The organism is Streptosporangium carneum, assembly GCF_027922005.1.
Taxonomy (GTDB): domain Bacteria; phylum Actinomycetota; class Actinomycetes; order Streptosporangiales; family Streptosporangiaceae; genus Streptosporangium; species Streptosporangium carneum.
Window position 1 is genome coordinate 164,037 of sequence record NZ_BSEV01000019.1, and the last position, 17,974, is coordinate 182,010.

The window sequence follows — 17,974 nt, forward strand, 5'->3', positions numbered from 1 at the left end:
GAAATATCCTTAGTCGTCATCTCTGATGGAAATCAAAATTCCCATCTCGACATCGGCCTTTTCCGCCCTCTCTCACCTCCCGTCCGGCGGTTTCGGACACTCCGCCCCCCTCCCCGGGATCGGCGCACGACACGACGAATCCGCCGATCACGAGGCGGCAGGCACCCAGGGTTGCGACGCGCCCGCGATCCACCGAGACGGCGGGCCGTTCACTGTCGGCCGCGAGGCGCCGCTCGGCGGATCAGGGTTTGGTGAGCCGGTCCAGGCTGTGGCGTATCACCGTCAGCGCCTCCGCGAGGCTTCGTTGCCCCAGGAGCACGCCGGTGCCCAGTCCGGCCGACATCGCGAGCAGCGCGGCGGCCTCCAGGCGGGGATCCGCACCGTCGGACATGTCTCCTGACTGCCGCGCCAGCCGTACCTGATCGGCGACGAATCGCTCCATCGCGTCGGGTGCGGCCAGGAAGGGCTGTCGCCGGAGGGCGGCGTCGGTGACCGCGAGCATCGCGTAGGAGGTGTAGACGAGGTGAAAGACCCGGCTTTCCTCGTCGGTGGGCAGCGCCTGCGTCAGAACGGCCTCGATCACCTCACGCGGCCGCGGGTCGGCGCCGAGCACGGCGAGCCTTTCCTCGACCCGCGTCCGCATTCGCTCGGCCAGGTGCGTCAGCGCGAACAGCATCAACTGTTCCTTGGTCTCGAAATAGTGCTGCACGAGGTGCAGTGAGACGTCGGCCTTGGCCGCCATCGCACGCATGGTGGCGGCGTGCAGGCCCTGACGGCCCGCGACCCGCAGCAGCGCCTCGGCTATCTGACGGCGCCAGGTTTCACGATCATCTCTACGCCCCATGGAGACCTCACCGTCCGCGCACCCACCTTGATCGTGCCGGGCATCGGACACGCCGTGTCACTGGAGTGTCCCGACCTCGTCAACGAGCGCATCCTCGATCTCGCCGGGAACACGACCGTCTCCGAAGTGGAGAACTGACCGACCCTTCCGCGGAACGGCACGGAGACAAGGATTGTTACCGGCGAGTAGCATGGAGGGGAAGCCACCCAGCAACGAGGAGCGAACCCCGTGCCTTCGTCTCGTGACGTCGTATTCGTCGACGGTGTGCGCACGCCTTTCGGCAAGTCGGGGCCCAAGGGCCTGTACGCCGAGACGCGCGCGGACGATCTGGTGATCCGCGTCATCCGCGAGCTGATCCGGCGTAATCCGAACCTGCCGCCCGAGCGCGTCGACGAGGTGGCGATCGCGGCCACCACGCAGATCGGCGACCAGGGCCTGACCATCGGCCGCTCGGCCGCCGTCCTCGCCGGGCTCCCCAAGTCCGTGCCCGGCTACGCGATCGACCGGATGTGCGCGGGGGCCATGACCGCGGTGACCTCGGTCGCCGGAGGGATCGCCTTCGGGGCCTACGACGTCGCCATCGCCGGCGGCGTCGAGCACATGGGCCGCCATCCGATGGGCGAGGGCGTCGACCCCAACCCCCGTTTCCTGGCCGAGCAGCTCGTGGACGGCTCCGCCCTGATCATGGGCATGACCGCGGAGAACCTGCACGACCGCTACCCGACGATCACCAAGGAGCGCGCGGACGCCTTCGCCGTCGCCTCCCAGGAGAAGGCCGCCAAGGCCTACGCCGACGGGAAGATCCAGCCCGACCTGGTCCCGACGGCCACCCGCTCCGCGGAGAGGGGCTGGGGTCTGGCGACCGCGGACGAGGCTCCCCGTCCCGGCACCACCCTCGACGGGCTCGCCACGCTGAAGACGCCTTTCCGTCCGCACGGCCGGGTCACGGCGGGCAACGCCTCCGGGATCAACGACGGCGCGACCGGCTGCGTCATGGCCGCCTCGGACGTCGCGGAGGAGCTCGGCCTGGCTCCCAAGATGCGTCTGGTCTCCTACGCCTTCGCCGGAGTCGACCCCGAGGTCATGGGCGTGGGCCCGATCCCGTCGACCGAACGGGCGCTGCGCCTGGCCGGCCTCTCGATCTCCGACATCGGCCTGTTCGAGATCAACGAGGCCTTCGCCGTACAGGTGCTGGCCTTCCTTGAGCACTTCGGCGTCGCCGACGACGACGCCAGGGTCAACCCCTATGGCGGCGCGATCGCCTACGGCCACCCGCTGGCCTCCTCCGGGGTGCGGCTGATGACCCAGCTGGCCCGTGAGTTCGGCGAGCACCCCGACGTCCGGTACGGCGTGACCACGATGTGCGTCGGCATGGGCATGGGCGGAACGGTCATCTGGGAGAACCTCGCCTGGGAAGGTGCGAAGTGACAGGCATCCGGAACGCAGCGGACAACGGAAACACGACGGGGAACGTGACGGGGAACGTGACGGACATCAGGGAGCTGTTCGCCGACGAGGTCGTCACGAAGGCGATCGTCCACGACGTCGAACTGCCGTACGGCGCGGGCGTCATGGCGCTGATCACACTGGACAACGGCTTCGACCACACCAAGCCGTCGACCTTCGGCCCGGCGGGCCTCACCTCCCTGAACGAGGCGCTCGACGCGGTGGCGGCCCGCGGCGACCTGGCGGCCGTCGGCGTCGTCGGCAAGCCGTTCGTCTTCGCGGTCGGCGCCGACCTCAAGGGCGCCGCGACGGTCGCCGAGCGGGATCAGGCGGCGCGGATCGGCAGGCTGGGCCACGACGTGTTCCGCCGCCTCGGCGAGCTGGACGTGCCGTCGTTCGCCTTCGTGAACGGCGCCGCCATGGGAGGCGGCCTCGAGATCGCCCTGCACTGCGCCTACCGGACCATCTCCTCCGGCGTTCCCGCCGTCGCGCTGCCCGAGTGCTTCCTCGGCCTGGTGCCCGGCTGGGGCGGCACCCAGCTGCTCCCCCGGTTGATCGGCCCGGCCGCCGCCATCAAGCTGATCATCGAGAACCCGCTCTCGCAGAACCGCATGATCAAGGGCAGGGACGCCTTCGCGATGGGCGTCGCGGACGCGATGTTCGAACCCGCCGACTTCCTGGAGGAGTCGCTGCGCTGGGCGGCACGGGTGCTGCGCGGCGAGGTGACCGTCTCCCGTGCCGACCACACCGCCGAGGACTGGTCGAAGGCCGTCGCCGACGCCCGCTTCCTGGTCGACATGAAACTGCGCGGCGCCTCCCCCGCCCCCTACCGGGCGCTGGAGCTGGTCGAGCTGGCCCGCACCGCCTCACGCGACGAGGGCTTCGCCGCCGAGGACGAGGCCCTGGCCGACCTCCTCATGGGCGACGAGCTGCGTGCGGGCCTGTACTCCTTCGACCTGGTCCAGCGCAGGGCAAAGCGGCCCGCCGGAGCACCGGACAAGGCGCTGGCCCGCAAGGTCACCAAGGTCGGCGTCGTCGGCGCGGGCCTGATGGCCTCGCAGATGGCGCTGCTGTTCGCCCGCCGCCTCGAGGTGCCGGTCGTGCTGACCGACCTGGACCGGGCCAGGCTGGACAAGGGCGTCGGCTACGTCCACTCCGAGGTCGACAAGCTGCTCGGCAAGGGCCGCGTCTCCGCCGACCAGGCGAACCGGCTCAAGGCGCTGGTGACCGGCTCGCTGACCAAGGACGCCTTCGCCGACGCCGACTTCGTGATCGAAGCGGTCTTCGAGGACCTGAAGGTCAAGCAGAAGGTCTTCGCCGAGGTCGAGGCGGTCGTCTCCGCCGAATGCGTGCTGGCGACCAACACCTCCTCGCTGCCGGTCACCGAGATGGCCTCGGGGCTGCGGCACCCGGAGCGGGTCGTCGGCTTCCACTTCTTCAACCCGGTCGCCGTGATGCCGCTGCTTGAGATCGTCCGAGGCGCCGAGACCGACGACGCGACGCTGGCCACGGCCTTCGCCGTCGGCAGGTCGCTGAAGAAGTCGTCCGTGCTGGTCAAGGACGCGCCCGCGTTCGTGGTCAACCGGCTGCTGACCCGGTTCATGGGCGAGGTCATCGGCGCCGTCGACGAAGGCACCCCGCTCGAGGTCGCCGACCACGCGCTGGACGAGCTCGGCCTGCCGATGACGCCGTTCACGCTGCTGCAGCTCGTCGGCCCCGCCGTCGCGCTGCACGTCGCGGAGACGATGCACGCGGCCTTCCCTTCGCGTTACGGCGTGTCGGAGAACCTGGCCAGGCTGGTCGCGGCGGGCAAGCCCGGGGTCTACGCCCCTGACTTCTCGCTGGACCCCGAAGCGGTCGCCTTCTTCTCCGGCGGGACCTCCCCCTCGACGGCCGAGGAGGTACGGCTGCGCGCCCTGCGGGCCCTGGCGGAGGAGATCCGCATCATGCTCGAGGAGGGCGTGGTCGCGGCGGCCCAGGACATCGACCTGTGCATGATCCTCGGCGCGGGCTGGCCGTTCCACCTGGGCGGCGTCACCCCCTACCTCGACCGCGCCGCGATCTCCCACCCCCGCTTCCTCCCCCCGGGCACGGCCTCCCTGCCCGTGTGACCGCCCGTGTGACCCCCGCCCCCTCCTCACCGTCGAGCGCGCCCACCCCGCGCGCCCGACGGCGGCGTCCCCTCCCGCGAGGCGGGCCGCCGCGCGTTCCGGCCATGCGCGAGAGCAGATGGATCTTTGGCGTGATCCTGTCCGGATCTTTGTTCCGCGGGGGGAATAACCGGTGACATGAGAACCGTCAAGATCGTGTCCACCGCCGTGACGTTCGTCCTCGCCAGCGCGCTGCACACGACCTCGTCGCCCGCCTCGGACAGCCCGTCCGGCGTCCCCGCCTCCGGCTCGCCCGGCCACGCCCCCGTCTCCGAGACGTCCCTCACGCTCAGCCTGTCGGTCTCCGGCGGACCGGCCAGGAGCACCTTCCTGCGCTGCGACCGGGACGACGAGGCCCTCCCCTCCTTCGGCACCGCCTGCGGGATGCTCCGCAGGTTCGGGGGCGACCTGTCGAAGATGACCTACGACATCGACATGATCTGCGACGAGGAGTACGTGCCGCACACCGCGAGCGCCTCGGGGACCTGGGAGGGCAGGCCGGTGCGCTTCGAGCGGACCTACGACAACAGGTGTGAGATGACGGCGCTCACCGGCCCGGTCTTCTCCTTCTGAACGCCGCCGGGCCTCCGGACGCCCCGGGGGCGCTCGGAGGACCGGCGGCGCTCGGGACCGCCTCCGCGGAAGGCGACCCCGGGTTCCGGCGCGGGTCAGGCGGGTCCGACGCCCTGCCGTCCGTCCGGGGAGGTCTCCGCGAGGCGGCTGTGGCGGTAGCCGTACCCGACGTAGACGAGGACCCCGACGATCATCCACACCACGAACCTGATCCAGGTCTCCACCGGCAGGTTGATCATCAGGTAGACGCAGGCCAGCACCGACAGGATGGGCACCAGCGGCACCAGCGGGGTGCGGAAGGAACGGGGCAGGTCAGGCCTGGTACGGCGCAGGATGACCACCGCGATCGAGACGACCACGAACGCGAAGAGCGTGCCGATGTTGACCAGCTCGGCGATCGTGGACAGCGGCACCAGCCCGGCCAGGACCGCGACGATGACACCCATCATGATCGTGATCCGGTGCGGCGTGCCGAACCTCGGGTGGACCTTGGCCAGGCCGCGCGGCAGCAGGTTGTCCCTCGACATCGCGAACAGCACCCGCGACTGACCCAGCATGAGGATCATCACGACGGTGGTGAGACCGGCGATGGCGCCGATGCTGATGAGCGACGCCGCCCAGGTCTGACCGACCGCCTTGAACGCGTCGGCCAGCGGGGCGGACTCGCTGAGCTGCGAGTAGGGCTGCATGCCGACGACCACCAGGGAGACCGCGACGTACAGGACCGTGCAGATCGCGAGCGAGGCGATGATGCCGATCGGCAGGTCGCGCTGCGGGTTGCGGGTCTCCTCCGCCGCGGTCGCGACGATGTCGAAGCCGATGTAGGCGAAGAACACGATCGCGGCGGCGCCGAAGACGCCGAACAGGCCGAACGCCACCGGGGTGACCCCGAACAGCACCTGGATCAGCGGCGCGGCCAGGCCCTCGACCGCGGGGGTCGGCTTGGCGGGCGGGATGAACGGCGTGTAGTTCGCCCCGTTGATGAAGAACAACCCGGCGAAGATGACCAGGAGCACCACCGCGATCTTGATGGTGACGATGGTCAGGTTGACCCGGGAGGACAGCTTGATCCCGGCGACCAGGACCGCGGTGAGGATCAACACGATCAACGCCGCCGGCAGGTTGAAGGCCGATCCCTCCCCGGCTATCGCGCTGGGCAGGGTTATCCCGAGAGAGCCCAGCAGCGACGTCAGATATCCCGACCAGCCGACCGCGACGACCGCGGCCGCCAGGGCCATCTCCAGCAGCAGGTCCCAGCCGATGATCCAGGCGGGAAACTCCCCCAGGGTGGCGAAGGAGAAGGTGTAGGCCGATCCGGCCACGGGAACGGTCGAGGCGAACTCCGCGTAGCACAGCGCCGCCAGCGCGCAGACGATCCCAGCCGCCACGAACGACAGCGCCACCGCCGGTCCGGCCAGGTCCCTGGCCACCCGTCCGGTGAGCACGAAGATGCCGGTGCCGATGATGACCCCGATGCCGAAGACGGTCAGGTCGATCGCGGAGAGATCCTTGCGCAGCCGATGCTCGGGTGCCTCGGTGTCCCTGATGGACTGCTCCACCGATTTGACGCGTAAAGCTCCTTTAGCACGTTGAGCCCCCATGGGGTCCTCCTTGACCGTCTATAGTCGCTATCTTCTATGGAGCATGTCATGCCCAACCCGATCAGTCGTTGAACGGTGATACTCGGGGTTCTTTAAGGGAAAGTCCGGATGTAACGGTGCCCGTCTGGCGGAAGCATGGGGTCATGCTCTTGGACACACTGGGTCAGTTGGACCCACATCTGGTCGGCGCGGTGCTGCTGGCGCTGCTGGCGCTGGACGGTTCCCTGCTGATCGGGGTCGTGGTCCCGGGAGACGCGGCGATAGTCGTGGCGGGATCGGCGCTGACGGGTCCCGCCGAGATCGCGGTGGCGGCGGTGGCCGGAGTGATCGGCTGCTTCCTCGGCGCCACCGGCGGCTGGCTGATCGGCCGCCGGTACGGCGCACGCGTCCGCCACAGCAGGGCGGGGCGGTGGATCGGCGAGCGTCGCTGGGCACGGGCCGAGCGGATCGCGACGAGCGAGAGCGGCGGCCCCGCCCTCGCCGCCGCCTACTTCCTGCCGGTGGTCAACGCGCTGACCCCGATCCTGGCCGGGAGCCTCGGCATGCCGTACGGCCGTTTCATCCGCTGGGCGGTGACGGGCAGCGTGGCCTGGGTGACCACCTACCTGGTGCTGGGCTCTCTGGCGGGCGGGTTCGTCCGCGACAACCAGCACCTGATGGTGCCGATCGCGGCGTGCGCCGCCATCCTGGTCGCCGGTCTCGTCGTGATCGTCCGGCGGACCCGCTCGCGGGAGGCCGCGGTCGAGGCGGCGGAGATCACCGGCCCGGCGGAGACGGCGGACCGGTAGGACGACCCCGCCGGAGCGGCGAGGAGGGCCCGACGGTCGAGGACCGCCGGGCCTGCCGTGGTCAGCGGGTCGGCTGGTGGTTGTTCTCCAGCGCGGGAGAGCGCTTGGCGACCGCCTCGGTGATCTCCCGCGCGACGTCCTGCGCGGTCAGGCCGATCTCGCTGAGGATCTTCGCCCGCTTGGCGTGGTCGAGGAAGCGCTGCGGGATGCCGTAGGTGCGGACCGGGACGTCCACGTCGGCGTCGCGCAGGGTCCTCGCGACCGCGTCGCCGACGCCGCCGACCCTGCCGTTGTCCTCGACCACGACGACCAGCCTGTGCGCGGCGGCGGCCGTCACCAGCGCCTCGTCCAGCGGCCTGACCCAGCGCGGGTCGACCACGGTCGCCGAGATCCCCTGGGCGTCGAGCAGGGTCGCGGCCTCGACGCACAGCTCGGCCATCGGCCCCACGGAGACCAGCAGCACGTCGGAGTCGACGCCCTGCCCCTCCGCCTGCCCCTCCACGCCCTCCCGGCTCGCGCCCGCGCGCAGGACGTCCATCCCGCCGAGCCGCCCGACCGCCTCGATCTCGGCGGCCACGGGCCCCTTGGGGTAGCGCACCACGGTGGGGCCGTCGTCGACCTCGACGGCCTCCGACAGCAGCTCGCGCAGGCGCGGCTCGTCGCGCGGCACGGCGACCGACAGGCCGGGGACGATCTGCAGGATCGACAGGTCCCACATGCCGTTGTGGCTGGCGCCGTCGTCACCGGTCACGCCCGCCCGGTCGAGCACGACCGTGACCGGCAGGCGGTGCAGTGCGACGTCCATGAGGAGCTGGTCGAAGGCCCGGTTGAGGAAGGTCGCGTACAGGGCGACGACCGGGTGGAGCCCTCCGAGGGCCAGGCCAGCGGCGCTGGTCAGGGCGTGCTGCTCGGCGATGCCGACGTCGTAGAGGCGGTCGGGGTAGGCCTCGGAGAACGGGATCAGCCCGACGGGGCCGAGCATGGCGGCGGTGATCGCCACGATGTCCCGCCGCTCCGCGCCGAGCCGTACGATCTCCTGGCTGAAGACGTTGGTCCAGCCGTGCGGTTTGGGCTTCTCCTCGCCGGTCAGCGGGTCGAAGGCGCTGGGCGAGTGGAAACAGTCCTCGTCGTGGTTCTCCGCGAAGGAGTAGCCGAAGCCCTTCTTGGTCAGGACGTGCACGATGACCGGGCGGCGGAAGTCGCGGGCCTTGCGCAGCGCGGCCTCGACGGCCTGCTCGTCGTGGCCGTCGACCAGCCCGATGTACTTCAGGCCGAGGTCCTCGAACATGACCTGCGGGGCCAGGACGTCCTTGATGCCCTTCTTGACGCCGTGCAGCGCGTCGTAGACCGGGGAGCCGACCACGGGGACCTTCGCCAGGTTGTCCTTGACGAACTCCAGCATGTCCTCGTAACGCTGGGTGGCGCGCAACGAGGCCAGGTGCGAGGCGAGACCGCCGATGGTCGGCGAGTAGGAGCGGCCGTTGTCGTTGACCACGATGATCAGCGGCAGGTCCTTGTGCGCCGCGATGTTGTTGAGCGCCTCCCATGCCATGCCGCCGGTGAGCGCTCCGTCGCCGATCACCGCGACGACCGTGCGGTCGCTCTCGCGGCGCAGCTTGTAGGCCTTGGCCAGGCCGTCGGCGTACGACAGCGCGGTCGAGGCGTGGGAGTTCTCGATGACGTCGTGCTCGGACTCGGCCTGGCTGGGGTAGCCGGACAGGCCGCCCTCCTGGCGGAGCGTGTCGAAGCGCCCGGCGCGGCCGGTGAGCATCTTGTGGACGTAGGCCTGGTGACCGGTGTCCCAGAGGATGCGGTCCCGGGGGGAGTCGAAGACCCGGTGCAGAGCGATCGTCAGCTCGACCACGCCCAGGTTGGGACCCAGGTGGCCGCCGCCGCGGGCCGTCGAGCTGATCAGCAGATCCCGGATCTCCGCGGCGAGCCGGGGCAGCTCGTCGGCTCCCAGCGCTTTGAGGTCCCGTGGTCCCTTGACCGAATCCAGCAGACTGCCAGGCCGCCCGGTCCGCTCGCTCACGGAATCATCCCCTCTGTCGGTCAGCATCAGCCCCGAGTCTAGTTCGCGTGGCGGACGGCTCCTCCAGGGACGACGATTCTGCACGTTTTATCCACACTTGCAATAGCCTTTGCCTCACCATGAGCACTCTCCCCTTTAGGCAACTATCGTCACTCACCATCGCATCCCTGGCGTTTTCCCTGGTCATGGGCGTTGGTACGGCGAACGCAGACGCACCCCTCCCGGCCACCAAGGCCTCCGCCTCCGCGGACGCCGCGGACGCCTCCTCGACCGCACAGTCCTCCGCCGCCCAGTCGCCCACCGTCGCCTCCGGCGCCGCGACCGCGACCCTGCAGGTTCCGCGCGGCCGCACGGCCGCGACGGCCAACCCGCTGTACCGCACGGGCACCCTCCCCACGATGCGCTGTGGGGCGGGGCAGATCCGCGCGGGGAGCGCGGCCTCGTACCGATACTTCATGACCCGCGTCAACCGCTGCCTGAACCTGGCGTGGAAGACCCAGTTCAGGAAGGCGAAGCTGCCCTTCGCCCAGCCGAAGCTGCGCTTCGTCACCACCAAGGTCAGCAGCCCCTGCGGCCGCTGGCCCGCCGGCGCGGGCGGTTACTACTGCTCCAGCAACCGCATGATCTACATCGGCGTCTTCCGTGACGTCCTGAAGAACCCCTACGCCCCCAACCACGCCCAGTTCATGGCCCACGAGTACGCGCACCACGTGCAGCAGCTCATGGGCGTCATGACCTACTACGGCCAGAGCGTCTGGCGCGCCAGGTCCACGACCAAGCTCGCCTTCTCCCGCCGCCTCGAACTGCAGGCCGACTGCCTCGGCTCCGCCTTCCTGCGCCAGATCTCCGCCGACCTTCCGGTCGAGCAGGAGCAGTGGGACTCGATGGTCGAGTGGGTCGCGGCGAACGGTCACAAGAACTGGGTGAAGAACGACCACGGCAAGGGCAGCAGCCAGGCCTACTGGATGGAGCGCGGGTTCAACGCCGGCTCCCCCTCGGCGTGCAACACCTGGACCGCGCCGAGCCGTACGGTCGCCTGAGCCTCGGGGGCGGTTCCCCTCACACCCGGACGGCCCACAGCCGAACGGTGACCGATCGCGACCCGCCCGCCACCTTTCGAACCACGCGGCCATGCCCTTGCCGGGCATGGCCGCATTTCGCTTTACCCGCCCTTTTACCTCCATTAGGGTTCGGGATCATGCGTATCTCCGTCATTCCTCTACTTTCCGGCGTGCTGGCGAGTCTGCTGTTCGCCGGTACGGCCGGCGCGGGCGTCCTCGAGCAGAACGGGCCGGTGGCCTCGACCAAGAGCCCTGCGACGAATAACCCGATTTACAACAGCGGCAAATTCGAGATCAAGACGTGCGAGGAGCAACCCGTCCAGCCGGACGACCTCGACGCCGCCCGGGTGTATCTGGAGTTCGTGGTCGACTGTCTCAACGTCAGCTGGCAGGACCAGCTGACCAAGGCCAAGATCCCCTTCTCCAAGCCCAAGTTCGCCACGACCTCGCGCGCGGGCGTGCCCACCGGCTGCGGCAAGTTCCCCCGGGGCGCCCAGGCGGTCTACTGCCCGCTCAACAAGAAGATCACCTTCCTGCTCGACCCGGGCATCCTCTCCCAGGCGACCGAGCTGTTCCTGTTCGAGGTGATCGCCCACGAGTACGGCCACCACGTGCAGCAGCTCACCGGCATCATGAGCACCCTCAACCGCAGGTACAAGAGCCAGAAGGCCGCCCTCGCCGAGGTCCGCAAGATCGAGCTCCAGGCCGAGTGCCTGAGCGGCGCCTTCATCGGCAGCGTCTGGCGGTCCCTGAACCGCCGGGAGTCCGACCTGTCCTACGTGATCCAGGCCGCCTACGACACCGCCAGCCACGGCAAGCGCGTCAACATCGCCTACTGGATCAAGCGCGGCTTCGACCAGGAGAGCCCCGACGCCTGCAACACCTTCACCGCCCCCAAGTCCAAGGTCTCCTGACCCCGGCTTCCGTACTTCTGGCGGCCCCCACCCCTGAGCTCCCGTCCTCAACGGGATGCCTCCCTCTACCGAGCGACCACCCGCCGCCTCGCAGTCGCGCGACGGGTGGTTTCCTCTTCGTGGAACCTTGCCCCATAGTTCTCGTCAGAGGCCCTGCGGTCCTCATGTCAAACCTGTCTCCGCTGTCCCAGATGGGGCGCGGATGATGTCGAAGGACTCCGAAGAGACAGCCGAGATGTACACGTAGGCCCCTGCAAAACAGCACGAAAAATCTTCACGGCCACCGTTCCGGGTCAGGAAACTCCCCACTCGCCGCCGTATACGGGTGGGCCGGGCGTTCAGCGCCGAATGAAGTGAACCACTCCGTCGTATCGGGCAGCCGATCTGGGAAACCGTCGGGACCCCATGACTCGGGGATCAGTCGAATCGATCCAGCGGCCAGGGAACGGAGGGATGTCGAGGCGTAAAGGTTGCCGTAGTCGAAAACGTCACGCCGGAAATCGAATAGCTTCTCGACCTGAGAGCTCAGGATGACTGCCTGCGAGAAGTCCAGCCCTGAGTACCTACGGATGAGATCAGCCGCCTCGTCGCAGAGCATTCTGGCCGCCAGCTGGTCTGCTATGCAATTGACGTACGGCGTCGCCCTGCCCAGGCGGTCCGCCATCACGGTCACGGTCACCAGGAACCGGCGGGCGAAGCTTACGTCGTAGGTGCTGGCGAATCTCCAGGGCAGGTGTTTGAGCAGCCGCAAGGCATCCCACCCGACGTCCCTGACGGAAACGTCTCTCCGGTCCAGTACCCGCAGGTCGTCCATAGTCTCCTGAACGACCTTGGCAGCCGCATAGACGACGGAGCCCAACGCGAGTTCTTGACAGCCCTCGGAGAAAGCGTGCGAATCCGCTTCCGGCTCTCCTGCCTCGGCGCTGAGCGCGTTGGGCGGGAACACCAGAGCTCCAAGCGCCAGAGAACGCAATCTCGCTTGGACCAGAGGAGTCTCCGACTCGTCAGCGGTACGTCGCTCTCCGCTCTCACCGGATTGCAGAGGTCCGGGATCGTCGTCATCGACGATGTGAACCCCTCTTTCCAGCGCTCCGATGTACGGACGCAGCGCGTCGACGTGCTCTTCGACCTCTCCGGCATCGCACCACAACGAGTAGAGGCCATTGGTGCCGCTCTGCCTTCCCCATGGCCTGAGAGCACGGTAAAGAGTTCTCAACGCCATTTCGACCAGGTCGTCCGTGACCGGGAGCGCCTCCAGTGAAGGCGATTCGCCCACCCTTTCGGCTGTGTCAGGATCCAGCGTCGGCTCGACCTTCACCGCGATGATCACCGAGGCGGCGATCCCCATCTCAAGAATGAAGTCGTGCAGGACGTTCTCCTCCGAGAGGATGGCCCCCAACAACTCCCGCAGCACCTCACCGGGGTGCTCGAGGTCCTCGACATACCCTAAGAAATCCAGTGCCGTGTCATTTTGAAACGGCCCTGTTCCCCATGTGCTCATTCTCACTTTTCCATTGGTTCGGTCCCACCTCATGTGGGATTCCAGGCTTCTCAAACCGAACATCGGCCGTGTCGCCTCGTGGAGCCACCAGGGCGGCTCGTCGAGAACAGACCTTCGTGCCCGGACCGCCAGGATAGACGCGCGTGACGGATGATCTGGGCCCGTAGGCTCACTTCACCTACATGCCAAACGGACTCGCTCGCGACCCATGTGCCGCACGGCAGTCAGTCGACGTCACGGAAGGCGAGGGCCTCCGTGTGGCGAAGACTTGAAATCTCCACCGCGCAGAGGCCCTCGTCGTCGATCAGATTCTGTGTTCGCCGTCGATGCGGCTAGCGCTTGCCGATCGTCTTGATGCCGGTCAACACCCTAATCGAGAAAGAAGTGCGAGTCGAGGCCGTGATGGCAAACCCGCTCCTATTGAAGAACGAGATCGCAGCATTCCTGTTCGTGCTGTATATACGCTCCTGATCGGCTCTCAAAGCAGAGCCCTTCGAATATTCGTTAGGGTGTTTCATTGGAGCCTGCTTCATCAGCTTAAGTTCATTTCCCAGAGCTTTGAAGACGTCATACATGACGTCTTCCCCCCCCTTCTGGACCCTGGTATCGTCCGACCTGAAGAGAATCATCATGCGAGGGCCGCCGGGCTGGTTCACACCCAGCTTCACGTAATCCTTATTCCCCACTCTTTTTCTGAAGGAGTCAGCCTTCCCCACCTTCAGCACTTCGCCATCCTTATCTACGATCGCATAGACGCCTCCGACGTCGTCCACCTCCCCTAGGCCGTAGTCTCCGTTGTAGAGGAGAGCGAGCACGCCGTCCAAGCCCATCATGCCGAGGTTGGAGCGTATGCTGTTTTCCTGGACATACCGCGTGAGATCAGCCTTTGCACACCAGGCAGGCTGATCTGCGCATATCTTCCCCTGAAGAATCTCCTCGGCGCTCATCGACCAGACCCACCCAGTGGCCATGCATGCGTCGCTGACGCAAACCTTGCCTTTGGCCACCATGTCCTTCACATAAGACTCGGCGGCCTTCCGGGAAGGGAAAGTAATCTTATATTGGTTCCAATAGACGACGTATGCTCCGGACTTCTTACTGGACGCAGTGGCTGCCGCCCCTCCGGACGCCACCCCCTTGCCCTTCTCGCCCACCTTCCTCGTCAGAAGAGACCACAGTCGGTCAAGCTGCTTATCGGAGGCGAAGATGCTATACATCTCCATGTAGGCATTTCGGGCATAACTGCTGGCGTCCCAGTAGCCTTTCGGCGCGGGCCGACCGGTCGACATAACGCCGGCCGCCCTTGCCGCCCCGTCTGAGAAAAGCGGAGGGGTCCGGCCCAGTCCGTCGTTTTCTACGTTTATCCGCCCACCGGGAGTGGTAGGCGCCGGGTTGTAGCCGGGGACGATCGTGATGGACCCGCTCTGCGGAAGACCAGATGACGGGTAGACGTATCCGAGAACACCTTCGCTGATGGAGGGGCCTGATCCCCAGGTGTCCCGTGCCGCATGCCCGGTGGGGTCGACATTGGTGAGCGGGGCCGCGTTGGCGTAGGTGTAGCGGTTAGCCTGGACTGACGGATTTGGGTCGAGAGTGGCGGTATCCCGGGAGGTGAAAGCGCCGGTGCCGGGCTGGTACCAGCGAGCGTGCATGTTGACCTTGCCGGTGTCCGGGTCGGTGTACTCACCCTGGTAGCCAAGAGTGCGGGTGGCGCCGGTGCGGTGGGTGACCTGACCGAACGGATCATAGGCCGCCGAGTCGGTCAGTGCTGTGCCGGAGAAAGTGGCCACCAGATCGTCGTGTAGATCGGTCATGGCGCCCGAAGCGGCAGTTCCGCCCTCTTGCAGACTGAGCAAGCCTCCGAAGGCGTCTCGGCCGTACTTGGCCTGGATGGCCCCGACGCTGTCGGTGACGGCGGCGATGTCGTTGGTCAGACCGGTGTAAACGAACCGCTGCTGGGCGCTGCCCTTGGTACGCGAGGTCACCCGGCCCAGCGCGTCGTAGCCGTAGGTGACGTCTCCATCGGATATCAGCCGGTCGAAGGCGTCGAAGACCAGGTTGCGGGTGGCACCGTTCTTGACCTCGGTCGCCACGGTGCCGCGCGGAGTGTAGGTGTAGTCGACCCCATCGCCGGAGGTCAGCCGGTTGCGTTCGTCGTAGGTGTAAGTCTTGGACCCGGCCTTGGTGCGGTTGCCGGCGTCGTCCCACTCGTAATCAGTGACGGCACCGCCGGGCGCGGTCCAGGAGGTCAGCCGTCCGGACCGGTCGTAGCCGTAGGTGTTCGCGCCGGCCCCGGCGGTGCCGACAGTGGTTTTGGAAGTGAGGTTGTCGTCCTTGTCCCACCCATAAGTGATCTTCGCCAGCTCGGCGCCAGAGCTGTTCTTCAGGATGTGGGAGGTGAGGCGGTCGACAGCGTCGTAGGCGTAACTCTGGCTGTTGACGGTGCCGGTGGAGGTCTGGCTGGTCAGCCGGTCGGCGTCGTCGTACCCGTATGTCCATGTACGTCCAGTCACCGGATCGCTGGCCGTGGCCATTCGGCTGGCGTTGTCCCAGGTGAAGTTCGCCGTACCCGTCGGATCGACACGTTGGGTGAGGTTGCCGAGCGCGTCGTAGGCATAGGTAGCGACCTGGTTGGCAGCCTTGGAGACCTTGGTCAGCAGGCCACGGTCGTTGTACTCGAGGGTGTAGTCCCCGACCGCGGTGGTACGGCCCGCCTGGTCGTAGGCGAGATTGCGGTCAGGAGTGGTGGCCGAGGCACCGGTGCCGCTCTCATTGAGCACCCGGTTGAGGGGGTCGAAGGTCCGGTCGACGCGCACGCCGCCGGGTTGAAGGACAGCCACCTGGTTGCCTGCTGCGTCGTAGACGGCTGTCCAGGTCCGATCGGCGACGGCCGGATGAGCGGTGGTGGAAGGTTCGATGACCGACTCGGTCAACCCGAGGGTGTTGTAGGTGCTCCAGGTCGTGTTGCCACGACCGTCGGTGAGGCGGGTGTGTTTGCCCGTGGCGTCGTAGCCGAATGTGGTGGTGATTGACTTGCTGGCGGAGACCGGCTCGATCAGCGAGGTCAGTCGGCTCATCGCGTCGAACTCTCGGCGAGTGACGTGTCCCTCGCCGGAGGTTGTGCTGGTCGAGTTGCCCGCCGCGTCGTAGCCGTATCCGACAGTGCGCACCGTCACACCGGCGCTGCCACGAACCCGGTCGGCGATCTTGCGGCCGGCCAGATCGTAGTCGGTCTCGGTGGAGTTTCCGAGGGCGTCAGTGACCTTCGCCGTCCGGCCCAGAATGTCGTAGTCGACACCGGTAGTGTGGTTGAGCGGGTCAGTGACCGCAGTGACCCCTCCGGCCGCGTCGACCGTGTAGGTGGTGGTTCTGTTGCCCGGCGCGACGCTCTTGACGAGGTTGCTCGCGTTATCGTATGTCAGCGTGGTGATCAGCGCCGCCGTGGTCGGTTCACGTTCGATCTGGGTTTGGGTGATCAGGCGGCCGAGATCGTCGTAGGTGACCTCGGCACGAGTACCGGTCGGATCAACGGTGGCGAGGACTTCGCCCAAGAGGTCGTATTCCGCGATCCAGGAACCTCCCGGTCCGGATGGGCCGGGGTCGGTCACCTTGACCGGGTTGCCGAGCGCGTCGTACTGCGTGGTGGTGGTGTATCCCCGCTCGTCGGTGACTGTGGTTCTGCGACCAGCCGCGTCGTATCCATAGCTGACTGTCGGAGTGACCGCACTGCCGCCCGGCGGAGTATAAGAGGGCAGGGTAGTGGAGGTCGGGCGACCCGCTTTGTCGAACGTCGCAGCGACTGTCCGCCCCTCACCGTCCACGACATGGGTCTTCTGCCCGGCGGTGTCGTAGCCCTGCTTCACCGTCGGCCTGTCGTCGGTTGTGGATCCGTTCTTGTCGATCTTCACCTGTGGTGATGTCGACTCCACCAGTCTTCCGGCCAGGTCGTAGCGCATCGTGGTGGTGTAGTCGGCTGCCGTGGCACCGGTGTCATTACCCCGCGGGTCAGTCACCGCGGTCAGCAGCCCTCGATCGTCGTAGGCCCAGGTGGACACCAAGTCGTCGGTGCCGTTCTCCACTGTCTGCCGGATCACCTGCCCCTGCGCGTTATGGGCATATTCGGTGGACTCAGTGCGGGGGCTGTTCGCACCGGTGAAAACCTTTTTGGTTACGTTGCCGGTCGCGTCGTAGGTGAAGGTGGTCTTGCGCTTGAGCACCGCCGGGTCGAGCGTCGTCGAAGTCGTACGGCCGGCGACGTCGTAGACGTGTTCAGTGGTGGTCTTGCCGTTGCCCGTGACCTGCTTGGTGAGGTTGCCGGCGGCATCGTAGGTGTTCTCCTGCAGCACCACGTCAGTGGGAGTGGTGGAGCCGTTCAGGCGGACGTCGTCGGCGATGGCCTGTGATGGACGGTTGTCGGCGAAGTAGGTGTAGGAGGTCTTGCGGCCCATCGCGTCCACCTGGCTGGCCAGGCGTCCGCCCGGATCGTAGGCGTAGGACTCCAGTACCTTGTCCTGGGCGGGCTGCGGGTTGACCGGGCTGCCGGTCCAGTTCTTCAGCGTCGTGGTGGCGGGCTCACCGCGCTTGGTGTAGCCGAACGTCGTCACCGTCCCCATCGGGTCGGTCATGGAGACCTTCGCACCGATGGTGTCCCACGCTGAGCGGGTGACTCCCCCCTCAGGATCGGTCACCGTCTCCAGGCGGCCGTTCGTGTCGTAGGCGTAAGTGACGGTGCGCACCGGGTCCCCGCCGGTCAGGTCGGACAGGGTCTCGGTGAGCTGGTTGCCGTCCGGGTCATAGGTGTAAGTCGTCCTGGCGGTGTGGGTGACAGCGGTGACCTCGTTCTTCAGTCCGGGCCCGGTCTGGGTGAGCAACCGGCCGACACCGTCATAGGTGAACGTCGTGGTCACCCCGTCCGGGTGGGCCTGGGAGACCTCTTTGCGAGAGGCCACCCGCCCCAGCGCGTCATGGGTGAACGCCGTGACCAGGCCGGATGGGCTGGTCTGCTCGGCCAGGTCCCCGGCCGCGGTGTAGCGGTAGGTGGTCTCCTCGTTCTTGGCGTTCTTG

12 protein-coding genes are annotated in these 17,974 nt (G+C 67.3%); 7 read left to right on the plus strand and 5 right to left on the minus strand.

Features of this window, described 5'->3' with window-relative positions:
• Nucleotides 1–241: 241 nt before the first annotated feature.
• The gene (locus PKF00_RS31365; RefSeq protein WP_271221298.1) at nucleotides 242–742 is read right to left on the minus strand and encodes a TetR/AcrR family transcriptional regulator; all 501 of its coding nucleotides are present in this window, start codon (nucleotides 740–742) and stop codon (nucleotides 242–244) included.
• A gap of 18 nt (nucleotides 743–760) precedes the next feature.
• Between PKF00_RS31365 and PKF00_RS31370 the strand changes: the two genes are divergently transcribed.
• The 4 genes from PKF00_RS31370 to PKF00_RS31385 all read left to right on the plus strand — a co-directional run bounded on the left by PKF00_RS31370 (nucleotide 761) and on the right by PKF00_RS31385 (nucleotide 5,013).
• Nucleotides 761–982, plus strand: coding sequence for an alpha/beta hydrolase (locus tag PKF00_RS31370; protein WP_271221299.1), 222 nt, complete (start codon nucleotides 761–763; stop codon nucleotides 980–982).
• Nucleotides 983–1,072: 90 nt separating this feature from the next.
• The gene (locus tag PKF00_RS31375) at nucleotides 1,073–2,272 is read left to right on the plus strand and encodes a thiolase family protein (RefSeq protein ID WP_271221300.1); all 1,200 of its coding nucleotides are present in this window, start codon (nucleotides 1,073–1,075) and stop codon (nucleotides 2,270–2,272) included.
• 44 nt (nucleotides 2,273–2,316) lie between these two features.
• Nucleotides 2,317–4,401, plus strand: coding sequence for a 3-hydroxyacyl-CoA dehydrogenase NAD-binding domain-containing protein (locus PKF00_RS31380; RefSeq protein WP_271221301.1), 2,085 nt, complete (start codon nucleotides 2,317–2,319; stop codon nucleotides 4,399–4,401).
• Between the two features lie 177 nt (nucleotides 4,402–4,578).
• The gene (locus PKF00_RS31385) at nucleotides 4,579–5,013 is read left to right on the plus strand and encodes an SSI family serine proteinase inhibitor (RefSeq protein WP_271221302.1); all 435 of its coding nucleotides are present in this window, start codon (nucleotides 4,579–4,581) and stop codon (nucleotides 5,011–5,013) included.
• 95 nt (nucleotides 5,014–5,108) lie between these two features.
• Here PKF00_RS31385 and PKF00_RS31390 read toward each other — a convergent pair whose 3' ends face one another.
• On the minus strand, nucleotides 5,109–6,614 hold the full coding sequence (locus PKF00_RS31390; RefSeq protein WP_271221303.1) for an amino acid permease: 1,506 nt from the start codon (nucleotides 6,612–6,614) through the stop codon (nucleotides 5,109–5,111).
• Between the two features lie 167 nt (nucleotides 6,615–6,781).
• On the opposite strand from PKF00_RS31390, the gene PKF00_RS31395 reads away from it, so the two are divergent.
• Complete coding sequence (locus PKF00_RS31395; protein ID WP_271221304.1) at nucleotides 6,782–7,402, plus strand: DedA family protein; 621 nt, start codon at nucleotides 6,782–6,784, stop codon at nucleotides 7,400–7,402.
• A gap of 61 nt (nucleotides 7,403–7,463) precedes the next feature.
• On the opposite strand, the gene dxs is transcribed toward PKF00_RS31395, so the two are convergent.
• A complete protein-coding gene (dxs, locus tag PKF00_RS31400; RefSeq protein WP_271221305.1) occupies nucleotides 7,464–9,434 on the minus strand; it encodes a 1-deoxy-D-xylulose-5-phosphate synthase in 1,971 nt (656 codons plus the stop codon).
• Nucleotides 9,435–9,619: 185 nt separating this feature from the next.
• Here dxs and PKF00_RS31405 point away from each other — a divergent pair, with 185 nt between their 5' ends.
• Both PKF00_RS31405 and PKF00_RS31410 read left to right on the plus strand, forming a co-directional pair.
• Entirely contained in the window at nucleotides 9,620–10,474 is an 855-nt protein-coding gene (locus PKF00_RS31405) for a neutral zinc metallopeptidase (RefSeq protein WP_271221306.1), read from the plus strand.
• A 158-nt stretch (nucleotides 10,475–10,632) separates the two neighbouring features.
• Nucleotides 10,633–11,409 carry a neutral zinc metallopeptidase gene (locus PKF00_RS31410; RefSeq protein WP_271221307.1) on the plus strand — a complete coding sequence of 259 codons (777 nt, stop codon included), beginning with the start codon at nucleotides 10,633–10,635 and terminating at the stop codon, nucleotides 11,407–11,409.
• Nucleotides 11,410–11,683: 274 nt separating this feature from the next.
• Here the strand turns inward: PKF00_RS31410 and PKF00_RS31415 are convergent, their stop codons facing one another.
• Entirely contained in the window at nucleotides 11,684–12,910 is a 1,227-nt protein-coding gene (locus PKF00_RS31415; protein ID WP_271221308.1) for a DUF4259 domain-containing protein, read from the minus strand.
• Between the two features lie 332 nt (nucleotides 12,911–13,242).
• Nucleotides 13,243–17,817: an RHS repeat-associated core domain-containing protein gene (locus PKF00_RS31420; RefSeq protein ID WP_271221309.1), complete on the minus strand. Its 4,575-nt coding sequence runs from the start codon at nucleotides 17,815–17,817 to the stop codon at nucleotides 13,243–13,245.
• Between the last annotated feature and the right edge of the window lie 157 nt (nucleotides 17,818–17,974).

Excerpts from the sequence above, each read along its gene's own strand:
- PKF00_RS31365 (WP_271221298.1), bottom strand. The coding sequence starts at position 742 with ATGGCGGCCAAGGCCGACGTCTCACTGCACCTCGTGCAGCACTATTTC.
- PKF00_RS31385 (WP_271221302.1), top strand. The coding sequence starts at position 4,579 with ATGAGAACCGTCAAGATCGTGTCCACCGCCGTGACGTTCGTCCTCGCC.
- PKF00_RS31390 (WP_271221303.1), bottom strand. The coding sequence starts at position 6,614 with ATGGGGGCTCAACGTGCTAAAGGAGCTTTACGCGTCAAATCGGTGGAG.
- PKF00_RS31405 (WP_271221306.1), top strand. The coding sequence starts at position 9,620 with ATGGGCGTTGGTACGGCGAACGCAGACGCACCCCTCCCGGCCACCAAG.
- PKF00_RS31410 (WP_271221307.1), top strand. The coding sequence starts at position 10,633 with ATGCGTATCTCCGTCATTCCTCTACTTTCCGGCGTGCTGGCGAGTCTG.
- PKF00_RS31415 (WP_271221308.1), bottom strand. The coding sequence starts at position 12,910 with ATGAGCACATGGGGAACAGGGCCGTTTCAAAATGACACGGCACTGGAT.